This window comes from uncultured Castellaniella sp., assembly GCF_937988725.1.
Lineage (GTDB): Bacteria > Pseudomonadota > Gammaproteobacteria > Burkholderiales > Burkholderiaceae_B > Castellaniella.
On record NZ_CALKHS010000001.1, the window covers coordinates 141,137 to 154,353 of the forward strand.

Annotated in this window: 10 protein-coding genes; 8 read left to right on the forward strand and 2 right to left on the reverse strand. The window is 65.2% G+C overall.

Annotation, left to right across the window (positions count from 1 at the left end):
- The first annotated feature begins 34 nt into the window (after positions 1-34).
- The 7 genes from Q0263_RS00635 to Q0263_RS00665 all read left to right on the forward strand — a co-directional run bounded on the left by Q0263_RS00635 (position 35) and on the right by Q0263_RS00665 (position 10,326).
- A complete protein-coding gene (locus Q0263_RS00635) occupies positions 35-1,543 on the forward strand; it encodes an ABC transporter substrate-binding protein (RefSeq protein ID WP_298012532.1) in 1,509 nt (502 codons plus the stop codon).
- A gap of 67 nt (positions 1,544-1,610) precedes the next feature.
- Positions 1,611-2,555: an ABC transporter permease gene (locus Q0263_RS00640; RefSeq protein WP_298012293.1), complete on the forward strand. Its 945-nt coding sequence runs from the start codon at positions 1,611-1,613 to the stop codon at positions 2,553-2,555.
- Positions 2,552-3,427, forward strand: a complete 876-nt coding sequence (locus Q0263_RS00645) for an ABC transporter permease (protein ID WP_298012296.1) — start codon at positions 2,552-2,554, stop codon at positions 3,425-3,427. Before Q0263_RS00640 ends, Q0263_RS00645 begins: the two co-directional genes overlap by 4 nt.
- Positions 3,428-3,438: 11 nt before the next feature.
- On the forward strand, positions 3,439-5,292 hold the full coding sequence (locus Q0263_RS00650; protein WP_298012535.1) for a dipeptide ABC transporter ATP-binding protein: 1,854 nt from the start codon (positions 3,439-3,441) through the stop codon (positions 5,290-5,292).
- Between the two features lie 41 nt (positions 5,293-5,333).
- Complete coding sequence (locus Q0263_RS00655; RefSeq protein ID WP_298012297.1) at positions 5,334-7,130, forward strand: gamma-glutamyltransferase family protein; 1,797 nt, start codon at positions 5,334-5,336, stop codon at positions 7,128-7,130.
- Positions 7,131-7,156: 26 nt separating this feature from the next.
- Positions 7,157-8,782: a gamma-glutamyltransferase family protein gene (locus tag Q0263_RS00660; RefSeq protein ID WP_298012299.1), complete on the forward strand. Its 1,626-nt coding sequence runs from the start codon at positions 7,157-7,159 to the stop codon at positions 8,780-8,782.
- A gap of 32 nt (positions 8,783-8,814) precedes the next feature.
- Entirely contained in the window at positions 8,815-10,326 is a 1,512-nt protein-coding gene (locus Q0263_RS00665) for an ABC transporter substrate-binding protein (RefSeq protein ID WP_298012301.1), read from the forward strand.
- A gap of 48 nt (positions 10,327-10,374) precedes the next feature.
- On the opposite strand, the gene hemB is transcribed toward Q0263_RS00665, so the two are convergent.
- The gene (gene hemB, locus Q0263_RS00670; protein WP_298012304.1) at positions 10,375-11,391 is read right to left on the reverse strand and encodes a porphobilinogen synthase; all 1,017 of its coding nucleotides are present in this window, start codon (positions 11,389-11,391) and stop codon (positions 10,375-10,377) included.
- A gap of 57 nt (positions 11,392-11,448) precedes the next feature.
- Complete coding sequence (yihA, locus tag Q0263_RS00675) at positions 11,449-12,072, reverse strand: ribosome biogenesis GTP-binding protein YihA/YsxC (RefSeq protein ID WP_298012307.1); 624 nt, start codon at positions 12,070-12,072, stop codon at positions 11,449-11,451.
- 228 nt (positions 12,073-12,300) lie between these two features.
- Between yihA and Q0263_RS00680 the strand changes: the two genes are divergently transcribed.
- Positions 12,301-12,990 (forward strand): c-type cytochrome, encoded by a 690-nt coding sequence (locus Q0263_RS00680; protein ID WP_298012310.1) that lies wholly within the window; start codon positions 12,301-12,303, stop codon positions 12,988-12,990.
- The last annotated feature ends 227 nt before the right edge of the window (positions 12,991-13,217 follow it).

Here is a 13,217-nt window from a genome sequence, read left to right on the forward strand (position 1 = left end):
ACCACTACACCAATACCAAGGAGACAAGACCATGATGGGGAAATTTGTATGGACGGCCGGAGGGGCGCTGTTGTGCGCGGCCACGGTCTGCAGCGCTGCGCAGAGCTTGCGCATCGGCCTGCAGGAGGATCCGGACACGCTGGATCCGGTGCGGGCGCGCACCTACGTGTCGCGCATCGTGTTCACTTCGTTGTGCGACAAGCTGGTCGATATCGATCAGAAGCTGCAGTTCGTGCCGCAGTTGGCGCAGTCCTGGGCCTGGGGGCCGGATCACAAGACCCTGACCTTCAAGCTGCGCACCGATGTGGTCTTTCACGATGGCACGCCGTTCAACGCCGAGGCGGCCAAGGCCAATCTGGAACGCGCCCTGACGCTGAAGGGCAGCCAGCGGCGCAACGAGATCAAGTCCATCGAGTCGATCGAGACGCCCGACGCCGGTACGCTGGTGCTGCATCTGGCGCAGCCGGACGCGACGCTGCTGGCGCAGTTGTCGGATCGGGCGGGGATGATGCTCTCGCCCAAGAGCTTTGCCGATGGCGATCCATCGACGGTAAGCCGGCATCCGGTATGTTCGGGGCCGTACGAGTTCGTCAAGCGGGTACAGAACGACCGGATCGAGCTGAAGAAGTTCGATCGCTACTACGATGCGAAGGATTTCCATTTCGACCGGGTGGTGTTCCTGCCGATTCCGGACACCACGGTGCGCCTGCAGAACCTGCGCTCGGGGGGCATCGACATTCTGGAACGCCTGAACCCGTCGGACATCAAAGAGGTCAAGGGAGATGCCAGCCTGAAGTTCAATCCGGTCACCGGCCTGGGCTTCCAGGAGGTCATCTTCAACATCGGCAACGGGCCTGCGGCCAAGGACAACCCTTTCGCCAACAAGCTGGTGCGTCAGGCGTTCCAGTTGACGATCGACCGGGATGCGATCAATCAGGTGGTGGGCAATGGCATCTACGAACCGGCGCAGCAGCCGTTCCCGCCGGCCAGTCCTTATCACAATGACAAATACCCGCCCATGAAGCCGGACATCGCCAAGGCCAAGGCGCTGCTCAAGCAGGCGGGATTCACCACGGTCGAGGCGAATTTCTCGTTCGGCAACACCACGATCAGCGCGTCCATCGCCGAAATGCTGCAGGCGATGGCGGCGCAGGCCGGCATTCGGCTGAATCTGAGGCCCACGGAATATGCGGCCATGTTGTCGGAAGAGGCAGCCGGCAATTTCCAGGTCGACATGCGGGGTTGGTCCGGCCGCGTGGACCCGGATGGCAATATTTTTGTCTTCGTCACCTGCGATGGTTCGCTGAACGATGGGAAATATTGCAACCCCAAGGTCGACGAGTTGCTCAAACAAGCCCGGACCGTCCTGGATGTCGAGGGCCGCAAAGCCGTCTACGGGCAGGCGCAGGACATCCTGCAGCAGGATCTGCCCAAGTTCTACATCTATTACCAGCCGTGGCCCTTCGCCACTCGCAAGCAGGTCCAGGGGTTCAAGCCCTATCCCGACGGCATGATCCGCCTGCGCGGCGTGTCGCTGTCCTAGCCGCCGCTCCCGGGGCGCTAGGACTCCGGTCCGGGCGCTCCGGAACGGCCTTTCGGGGATGCACTGAATGTTCAGACTGATCCTGCGCCGCATCGTCGTGGCGATTCCCACGCTCATCCTGGTCTCGATGATGATCTTCAGCCTGCAGAAGATCCTGCCGGGCGATCCTGTGCTTGCGATGGCCGGTGAAGAGCGCGACCCAGCCGTCCTGGAATTCCTGCGCGAGAAATATCGTCTCAACGATCCCCTGCCGCAGCAGTACCTGGCCTGGGTGCGGGAAGTGGCGCAGGGCAACCTGGGGATATCGCTACGGACGGAAATCCCGGTGACCATCCTGATCGCCCAGAAGTTGCCTGTCACCATTCAGCTGGCGAGTATGGCCATCGTCTTTTCGGTCCTGATCGGGATTCCGCTGGGCATTCTGGCCGCCGTCAGGAAGGGCACGCGGTCGGAGTTCGGCATCAATCTGTTTGCGTTATCGGGAATGTCGATACCGAACTTCTGGCTGGGCATCCTGCTCATCATGCTGGTGTCGGTGCATTGGCGCCTTTTGCCGGCCTCCGGCTTTGTCCCGCCCACGCAGGATTTCTGGCTGTCCATGAAGACGTCCCTGCTGCCGGCCATTGTGCTGGCCACGGCCATCAGCGCCTATCTGCTGCGCCATACGCGTTCGGCCATGCTGGAGGCGCTGCGCGCAGATTACATCCGCACGGCGCGGGCCAAGGGGGCCCCCGAATGGTCGGTCATCCTGCGCCACGCCCTGCGCAATGCCCTGATGCCCATCGTGACGCTGGTCACCATCCTGTTCGGCGAACTGCTGGCGGGCGCGGTGCTGACCGAACAGATCTTCGGCATCCCGGGGTTCGGGAAACTGCTGGTGGATGCGGTTTTCAATCGCGATTATGCGGTGGTGCAGGGGGTGGTGCTGTGCATCGCGGTGGGCTTCATCGCGCTGACCCTGCTGGCCGACGTGCTGTACATCCTCGTCAATCCCCGCTTGAGAAACGCATGACTTCCTCGTTCTCCGTCATCCCGGTCCCGGCTCCGAGGCGCCGCAATCGGTCCTGGGCCAAATTTCGCCACAACCGCTCGGCCATGCTGGGGGCCGTGATCATCCTGTTCTTCGTCGCGGTGGCCATATGCGCCCCCTGGATCGCCGGGCAGGACCCGCTGAAGGTCGGCTTCACAGCCATCCGCAAAGCTCCGTCCGCGCTGCACTGGTTCGGCACGGACGAGTTGGGCCGCGATCTGTTCAGCCGCATGGTCTATGGAGCCCGGGCGTCCCTGCTGGCGGGCACGGTCTCGGTGTTGATCGCCTTGGCGGTAGGCGTGCCGCTGGGGCTGATCTCGGGCTACTTCGGCGGTCTGCTGGACGGCTGCATCTCGCGCGTGACCGAAGCGCTGTTTTCCATCCCCTTCCTGATCCTGGCGATCGCCCTGGCGGCTTTTCTGGGACCCAGCCTGACCAATGCCATGATCGCGATCGGGGTGTCGGCCTCGCCGCTGTTCATCCGGCTGGCCCGGGGCCAGGTGCTGGCCGTGCGCCGCGAAGATTACGTGCAGAGCACGCGATCCTTGGGGGCGTCGGACCTGCGCATCATCCTGCGCCACGTCCTGCCCAACATCATGCCGGCCCTGATCGTGCAGGCCACCATCCAGATCGCCGTCGCGATCATCGCCGAGGCCAGCCTCTCGTTTCTAGGGCTGGGATTGCAGCCGCCGGAGCCCTCCTGGGGTTCGATGCTGAATACCGGCAAGAACTTCATGACCCAAGCGCCCTGGATGTCGATTCTGCCGGGCTGCGCCATCTTCCTGGTGGTGTTCGGATTCAATTTGCTGGGCGATGGGCTGCGGGACGCCCTGGACCCGCGTCAGGAGGATTGAGCATGGCCGAGATGGCTGCCAACCGGGTGATCCAGGTCCGGGATCTGTCGGTGTCGTTCAAGACGCTGGACAGCGAAGTCCATGCGGTCCGCAACATGTCCTTCCACCTGGATCGGGGCGAGACGCTGGCCATCGTGGGGGAATCGGGGTCCGGCAAGTCCGTGACGTCGCTGTCCCTGATGCGGCTGGTGGAATTCGGGCGCGGGCGTATCGCCAGCGGCGAAATGCTCTTGCGCCGGCGCGGAGGCGATGTGATCGATCTGGCACGGGCGTCCAAACCGGTCATGCATACAGTGCGCGGCGCCGACATCGCCATGATCTTCCAGGAACCCATGACTTCGCTGAATCCCGGCTTTACGGTGGGGTGGCAGATGGCCGAAGCGCTGAAGCTGCACCAGAACATGGACGACCAGGCCGCGCACGCGGAAATCCTGCGCCTGCTGGACGTGGTGCGCATCCCGGACGCCGCCGGGCTGTGCGGCCGGTATCCCTACCAGTTGTCGGGCGGGATGCGGCAGCGCGTCATGATCGCCATGGCGCTCTCGTGCCGCCCCCAGGTGCTGATCGCCGATGAGCCGACGACGGCGCTGGACGTGACCGTGCAGGCGCAGATACTGGAATTGATCCGCGAACTTCAGCATGAAATGGACATGGGGGTGATCTTCATCACCCACGACATGGGCGTGGTGGCCGAAGTCGCGGATCGCGTGATGGTGATGTATCACGGCGAAAAGGTCGAGGAAAACGTGTCCGAGGAGATCTTCTGCCGCCCCGGCCACTGGTATACCCAGGCATTGCTGGCGGCGGTTCCCCGGCTGGGGTCGATGCAGGGGCTGGATCAGCCCGCGCCCTTCGAACTGTTGCGGCGCGAGGAACACGAAGCCGCGTCGTCCGCTCCGGCATCCGCCGAGCCCACCGTTCGCTACGAGCAGGCGCCAGTCCTGCAGGTGCGCGATCTGACTACGCGCTTCAACATCACGGGCGGCCTGCTGGGGCGGGTCCAGCGGCGCGTGCATGCTGTTGAGAAAGTGTCCTTCGACCTGTTCGCGGGCGAGACGCTCGGTCTGGTGGGGGAGTCGGGCTGCGGCAAGACGACCACCGGGCGTTCCCTGGCGCTGCTGGAGGTGCCGATGGGCGGACAGGTGCTCTACGAGGGGCAGGATATCAGCAAGCTGAACGCCGGCCGCCTGCGGACATTGCGCCGGAACATCCAGTTCATTTTCCAGGACCCGTTCGCCTCGCTGGATCCGCGCACCACCGTGGGCTATTCCATCATGGAACCCATGCTGGTGCATCGCACCGCGCGCGGCGCCCAGGCGCGCGCACGGGTGCTGGAACTCATGGAGCAGTGCGGTCTGTCGCCCGACATGGCCGGCCGCTATCCGCATGAATTTTCCGGGGGCCAGCGCCAGCGCGTGTGCATCGCACGTGCGCTGGCGCTGAACCCGAGGATCATCATCGCGGACGAGTCCGTCTCGGCGCTGGATGTCTCGATCCAGGCGCAGATCGTCAATCTGCTGCTGCAGTTGCAACGCGATCTGGGTCTGTCCATTTTGTTCATTTCCCACGATATGGCCGTGGTGGAGCGCATCAGCCATCGGGTGGTGGTCATGTATCTGGGGCAGGTCGTGGAAATCGGCCCCCGGCGGGCTGTCTTCGAGGACCCGCAGCATCCTTACACCCGCAAACTGATGTCGGCCGTTCCGATCGCGGATCCGTCCCGTCGGCACAGCGAACGTTCCTTGCTGGTCGACGAGATTCCCAGCCCCGTGCGCCGGGTGGGCGACGAACCGCTGGTCGAGCCCCTGGTTCAGGTGGGGCCGGAGCATTTCGTGGCGAAGCACGCCATTGGCACCTATGCGTAGCGCGCCGCAGGGCGCCTCGATCCAGGGGGATAGGTATCGACATGTTTACGACGCGTCCTGAGATCACCGGGACTTTCGGGGTGGTGGCCAGCACGCACTGGCTGGCTACAGGGGTGGGGATGTCCATCCTGGAGCGAGGTGGCAATGCCTTCGATGCCTGCGTCGCGTCGGCGTTTACGCTGCAGGTGGTGGAACCCAACCTGGTCGGCCCCGGCGGCGAGACGCCTGCGATCTTCCATTCGGTCCGCACGGGCCGGACCGAGGTGCTGTGCGGGCAAGGCGTCACTCCCGAGGGCGCGACGCTGGAGCGCTATCGCTCGGAGGGGCTCTCCATGATTCCGGGCAATGGCTGGCTGGCCACGGTGGTCCCGGGGGCTTTCGATGCCTGGATGATCCTGCTGCGGGATCATGGCGCCCTCAGCCTGCGCGAAGTGCTGGAGCCGGCCATCCACTATGCCGAACAGGGGCACCCTCTGTTGCAGCGGGTCTCCGACACCATCGCGGTTCTGAAGGATTTCTTCGAGACCTGCTGGCCCAGTTCGGCCACTGTGTACATTCCCCAGGGCTCCGTGCCGCAGCCGGGGCGCCTGTTCCGCAATCCGGCGCTGGCGCACACCTGGAAGCGCCTGCTGGCTGAGGCCGAATCGGTGGGGGCGGATCGTGAGCGCCAGATCGAAAAGGCGCGTGACGTGTTCTATCGGGGCTTCGTGGCCGAGGCCATGGACGCGTACCTGCGCACCGAGGTCATGGACGAAAGCGGGTCGGCTCACCGGGGCGTGCTGACCGGGCAGGATCTCGCCGCCTGGTCGGCGTCCTATGAAACGCCCCTGCAGTACGGCTATGGCGATTTCACCGTGTCCAAGGCTGGGCCTTGGAGCCAGGGGCCCGCCTTCCTACAGGCGCTCGCCCTGCTGCGTCACACCGGTATCGCTTCGTGCCGGCCGGGTGATCCCCTGTTTGCGCATCTGCTGGTGGAAGTCGTCAAGCTGGTGTTTGCGGATCGCGAGGTCTATTACGGGGATCCGAAGTTCAACCGGGTCCCGCTGAAGGAACTGTTGTCCGAGCGCTATAACCGCGAGAGGGCAGGGCTGATCAGGGATGAGGCTTCCATGGACCTGCGCCCCGGCGTGGTGCCGGGATTCGAGGCGGGTGTGCGGCGCGCCATGGCGGCGCTGGATCGGCTCTCTGCCGACCGCGGGTCTGGCGGCCCGGCATCTGCCATCGAGCGGATCAACCAGCAGGTTTCCGCGCGCAAGGGCGACACGACTCATGTGGATGTGATCGATCGATGGGGCAACATGATTTCGGCCACGCCATCGGGCGGGTGGCTGCAGTCCTCGCCCGTCATCCCGGAATTGGGTTTCGGGCTGAATACGCGCGCCCAGATGTTCTGGCTGGAGGAAGGACTGCCCTGCACGCTGGAGCCCTTCAAGCGCCCCCGCACTACGCTCAGCCCGACCTTCGTGCATCGCCGGGGCCTGCCCTGGATGGCCTTCGGCACGCCGGGAGGGGATCAGCAGGAACAATGCCAGCTGCAGCTTTTCCTGCGCCATGTGCATCAGGGGCTGGATCTGCAGGCCGCGATCGACAGCCCCATGTTCTTCTCGCAGCATTTCCCGGGCTCCTTCTATCCAAGAGACCGGCGTCCGGGCCATCTGGCCATCGAGTCCAGCATCGGGACCGCGGTGCTGGATGATCTGCGGCGTCGGGGGCATCGGGTCGAAGAGTCGCCGCCCTGGAGCATCGGGCGCCTGACCGCGACGTCCCGCGATGCGGACGGGCTTCTGCACGCGGCCGCTTCCGCGCGGCTGATGCAGGCGTACGCGGCGGGGCGATGATTTTTGATTTCTAGAATGGAAAAGCCATGACACATTTCAACTGGTCCAATCCCTATCCCTCGATTCGCACGCCGCTGTTCGCGCGCAATGTGGTGTCCACCTCGCATCCACTGGCGGCGCAAGCGGGTCTGCGCATGCTGCTCAAGGGCGGTAATGCCGTCGATGCCACCATCGCGGCGGCCGCCGCCATCATCCTGGTCGAGCCGGTGTCCTGCGGTCTGGGCGGCGATTGCTTCGCCATCGTCTGGGATGGTCGGCAACTGCGCGGCCTCAATGCATCGGGCAGCGCGCCGTCGGCCTGGAATCCGGATTATTTCAAGCGCAAGTACGGAGAGGATGGCCAGGGGCTGGCGGTTCAGCCGAAGCGGGGTTGGGATTCGGTTACGGTGCCGGGTGTCGTGGCCGGCTGGGCGGCGTTGCACGAAAAATTCGGCAAGCTGCCGTTCGAGGATCTCTTCGAGCCGGCCATCGAGGTCGCGGAACGCGGCTACATCCTGCCGCCCTTCGTCGTTGCCAAGTGGACCAAGGCGGTGGACGAACTGCAATCCCAGCCAGGCTTCGCGCAGGCGTTCATGCCCCGTGGGCGCGCCCCGCTCGTGGGCGAGCACTTCATGTTGTCGGGCCTGGCCGATACGTTCCGGAAGATCGCGCGGACCCGGGGTCGCACCCTGTACGAGGGCGAGCTGGCCGACAGGATGCTCGCGCATAGCCGGGAATGGGGCGGTGCCATGACGGCCGGCGATCTGCGCGATTACCGGCCCGAGTGGGTGGACCCCATCGGCAAGGATTACCACGGGTACACCCTGCACGAATTGCCGCCCAACGGGCAGGGCATCGCCGCGCTGATGGCCCTGAAAATCGCCGAGCATTTCGATTTGCGGGATCGGCCGGTGGACTCCACGGCCTCGCAACATATCCAGATCGAGGCGATGAAGCTGGCGTTCGCCGACCTGTACCGGTATGCAGCGGATCCCCGGTCGATGGACGTGACGCCGGCACAGATGCTGGACGACGATTACCTGGCCAGCCGGGCGAAGCTGCTGCGTCTCGATCGAGCGAGCCATCCGCAGGCCGGGCGGCCGGACGCGGGTGGCACCATCTATCTGTCGGCTGCGGATGAGAGCGGCATGATGGTGTCCTTCATCCAGTCCAACTACATGGGCTTCGGCTCCGGGATCGTGGTGCCGGACACCGGCATCAGCATGCAGAATCGCGGGGTAGGGTTCTCGATGGACCCGCGTTCCCCCAACGTGGTCATGGGTGGCCGCCGTCCTTTCCATACCATCATTCCCGCCTTCCTGACCCGCGATGGCAAGCCGGTGATGAGCTTTGGCGTCATGGGCGGGGACATCCAGCCCCAGGGGCATTTGCAGACGATGGTGCGCATGGTCGACTACGGGCAGCAGCCCCAGGCGGCCTGCGACGCCCCGCGCTGGAAGCTGAATCGGGATTTCACGCTGGATACCGAAGAAGGCATGAATCCCGACACGGTGCAGGGCCTGAAGGACCTGGGCCATGTGCTGCATTCCACCGATGACACCTATATGGATTTCGGCGCCGGGCAGTTCATCTGGAAGCTCTCGGACGACCAGAACGACGGGTACGTTGCCGCCAGCGACCCCCGTCGGGACGGGCAGGCGGTGGGTTTCTGATTCCGATATTGATTACCCAAGGAGACAGGATCATGGATAGGAAGTTGGCATGGGCGGCCGGAGGGGCGCTGTTGTGCGCGGCCACGGTCTGCAGCGCTGCGCAGAGCTTGCGCATCGGCCTGCAGGAGGATCCGGACACGCTGGATCCGGTGCGGGCGCGCACCTACGTGTCGCGCATCGTGTTCACTTCGTTGTGCGACAAGCTGGTCGATATCGATCAGAAGCTGCAGTTCGTGCCGCAGTTGGCGCAGTCCTGGGCCTGGGGGCCGGATCACAAGACCCTGACCTTCAAGCTGCGCACCGATGTGGTCTTTCACGATGGCACGCCGTTCAACGCCGAGGCGGCCAAGGCCAATCTGGAACGCGCCCTGACGCTGAAGGGCAGCCAGCGGCGCAACGAGATCAAGTCCATCGAGTCGATCGAGACGCCCGACGCCGGTACGCTGGTGCTGCATCTGGCGCAGCCGGACGCGACGCTGCTGGCGCAGTTGTCGGATCGGGCGGGGATGATGCTCTCGCCCAAGAGCTTTGCCGATGGCGATCCATCGACGGTAAGCCGGCATCCGGTATGTTCGGGGCCGTACGAGTTCGTCAAGCGGGTACAGAACGACCGGATCGAGCTGAAGAAGTTCGATCGCTACTACGATGCGAAGGATTTCCATTTCGACCGGGTGGTGTTCCTGCCGATTCCGGACACCACGGTGCGCCTGCAGAACCTGCGCTCGGGGGGCATCGACATTCTGGAACGCCTGAACCCGTCGGACATCAAAGAGGTCAAGGGAGATGCCAGCCTGAAGTTCAATCCGGTCACCGGCCTGGGCTTCCAGGAGGTCATCTTCAACATCGGCAACGGGCCTGCGGCCAAGGACAACCCTTTCGCCAACAAGCTGGTGCGTCAGGCGTTCCAGTTGACGATCGACCGGGATGCGATCAATCAGGTGGTGGGCAATGGCATCTACGAACCGGCGCAGCAGCCATTCCCGCCGGCCAGCCCCTACTTCAACCAGAAATACCCGCTGGTGAAGCCGGATATCGCCAAGGCAAAGGCCTTGCTCAAGCAGGCGGGGTTCCCGACGGTGCAGGCGGAACTGAATTTTGCCAACAACACGATCGCTTCGTCGGTGGCCGAGATGATCCAGGCCATGGCGGCGCAGGCCGGTTTCCAATTGTCGCTGCGCCCGACGGAATACGCCGCGATGCTGGCCAACGATGCCCAGGGCAAGTTTCAGCTGGATATGCGGGGCTGGTCGGGGCGCGTGGACCCGGATGGCAATATCTTCAATTTCGTGACCTGCAAGGGCCATGAGAATGATGGCCGGTACTGCAACGAGGAAATCGACCGACTGCTGAACAAGGCGCGCACCGAACCGGATGTGGCCAGCCGCCAGGCGATCTACGCCCAGGCGCAGGACATCCTGCAGGAAGACCTGCCCGACGTGTATCTGTACTATCAGCCCTGGCCGTTCGCCACCCGCGCGCAGCTGCGGGGGTTCAAGCCCCTTCCCGACGGCATGATCCGCCTGCGCGGGGTGTCCTTGTCTTGATTTCCCAGCTGTGGCCCCGTTCCAGTGCGGGGCCGCAGCCGGCGGGGGTCAGGCGCGCGCGTTCAGCAGCGTGGCGGCCGCGATGGCGAAATACGTCAGGATGCCGTCGCCGCCCGCGCGCTTGAAGGCCAGCAGCGATTCCATCATGACCTTGTCGTGGTCCAGCCAGCCGTTGGCGGCGGCGGCCTTGATCATGGCGTATTCGCCGCTGACCTGATAGGCGTAGGTCGGCATGCCGAAGGCGTCCTTCACTTCCCGCAGCACGTCCAGGTAGGGCAGGCCGGGCTTCACCATCACCATGTCGGCGCCTTCGCGGATGTCGGCGGCGACTTCGCGCAGGGCTTCCAGGCGGTTGGCCGGGTCCATCTGGTAGGTGGCCTTGTTGGACGCGCCCAGGTTCGCGGCGGACCCCACCGCATCGCGGAAGGGGCCGTAGAAGGCGCTGGCGTATTTCGCGGAATACGCCATGATGCGGGTGTGGATGCGGTCGTGGGCGTCCAGGGCCTGGCGCACGGCGCCGATGCGCCCGTCCATCATGTCGCTGGGGGCGACGATGTCCACGCCGGCGTCGGCATGGGTCAGGGCCTGGCGCACCAGCATTTCCACCGTCGGTTCGTTCAGCAGCTGGCCGTCGGCGTCGATCAGGCCGTCCTGGCCGTGGCTGGTGTAGGGGTCCAGGGCCACGTCGGTCAGCACGCCCAGTTCCGGGAAGTGCTGTTTCAGCAGCGCCACCGTGCGGGGGATCAGGCCGTTGGGATTGGCGGCCTCGATGCCGTCCGGCGTCTTCAGCGCCGGGTCGATGTGGGGGAACAGGGCCAGCACCGGGATGCCCAGGGACAGGCACTCCTCGGCCGTGCGCAGCAGCGTGTCGGGGGAATGGCGGACCACGTCGGGCATGGACGCCACCGGTTCGCGCACGTCGCGGCCTTCCTGCACGAAGACGGGATAGATCAGGTCGTCGGCGGACAGGCGGTTTTCGCGCACCAGGCGGCGCGAGAAACCGTCGCGCCGGTTGCGGCGCAGGCGGGCGGTGGGGAAATCGACGGGGGGCAGAAAATGGGTCATGTCAGGATCCTGGGAATGGTCGGCGAAGCAGACGCGCGGGTTCTCCGGCGCGTCCGCTCAGGGCACGACCTGGGGTGAAATCCAGTTTTCGATGTGGACGGCGGCCTCTTCCAGGCCGATGCGATGGGTGGCCGAAAAGGGCAACGCGGTCAGCGTGCCGATCTCCGCCAGGTCCTTGCGGGCCTGGGCGGCGGCGCGGATCCGCTGCCCGTACGGCAGCTTGTCGGCCTTGGTCAGCAGGGCCAGCGTGGGCAGGCCCCGCAGGCCGATCCAGTGGGCCAGGCGGCGATCCAGGTCGGTGACGCCGCGGCGGATGTCGATCAGCAGCACCACCCCCGCCAGGCTGCTGCGCTCGTGCAGGTAGCCGCCCAGGACTTCCGCCCATTCGTCGCGGGCGGCGCGGTCCACCGCCGCGTAGCCGTAGCCCGGCAGGTCGACCAGGAAGCCCAGCCAGGCGTCGGCGGTGATCGGGTCGGGGATGCCGAACAGATTGATCAGGCGCGTGCGCCCGGGGGTCTTGCTGGAGAAGGCCAGGCGGCGCTGATTGGTCAGCACGTTGATGGCGGACGACTTGCCGGAATTGGACCGGCCCGCGAAACAGACCTCGGCGGTGGTCGGGGCGGGCAACTGATCCAGGCGGGCGGCGGAGATCGTAAAACGGGCGCGATGGAGAAGGGACACGGCGGATCGGTGAAGGCCCGGTGGGCGCGGAGGACAAGGGGCAGGCGCATCGGGTGCCGGCCTGCGGCGAGGGCGTCGGCTTTCACGGACAGCGGAAGACGCCTGGTGCCTATTGTATAATCTTCGCTTGTATTTGTTACGCCGGCTGCTGCGGGCCTTTTTTCGTGGGCAGCCTGGCCTCATGACCTGATGGCGCCCTGGGCGCCCGTACCCAAATCCGAGGACCTCATGAAGCGTGCGCTTTCCAGTATGTTCATGGTCGGCAGCCTGGCGCTTGCCGGCGCCCTGCCTGGTTTGACCCACGCTCAAGACGCCGTCAAGCCCGATGCCAAAGCCGGCGAACAACTGTTCGTCAAGGGCGACATGTCGCGCGGCGTCCTGGCCTGTGTGACCTGTCACGGCGACGCCGGCAACAGCACCATTCCGGCCAACCCGAACCTGGCCGCCATGCCGCATGAATACCTCGCCAAGCAACTGCGCGATTTCGCGCCCCAGGGCGACAAGCACGCCGCGCGCACCGGCCCCGACGGCGCGCCGTCCATCATGTCCACGATTGCGCCTTCGCTGACTCCTCAGGACGTCCAGAACGTCGCCCTGTACCTGTCGCAGCAGAAACTCGACTGGGACAAGGCCGGCACCGCCACCCATGAAGCCACCATGGATCGCGGCCAGCACATCTGGCGCGCCGGCATCGCCGACCGCCAGGTGCCGGCCTGTGCGGCCTGCCACTCGGCCAACGGCGCCGGGCTGCCGGGCGAATTTCCGCGTCTGGCCGGCCAGCATCCGGAATACCTCCTGGAACAGCTCAAGCTCTTCCGCTCGGGTGATCGGGCCAACACCATCATGCATGACATCACCAGCCGCATGACCGACCCCGACCTGGCCGCCGTGGCGGACTTCGCCGCCGGGCTGCGTTGATCTGCGGCCGGCGGGCCGGGCGCGCGGGCTGATCGATCGCCGCGCGGCCGTTCGCCAGCCGGGCATTTCCTGGTTGTGTCTGGGGTTTTGGGAAGGATCCCGACGCAGCCGGTGTAAGGTTGAACTTTAAAAAATATATGGGGGGGACGCGCAAGCGCGCCTCCCTTCTTTCTTGAATCGGGCAGCCGTGACGTCTTCTTCCAGTTCCCGCGCGCGGGGTGCGGATA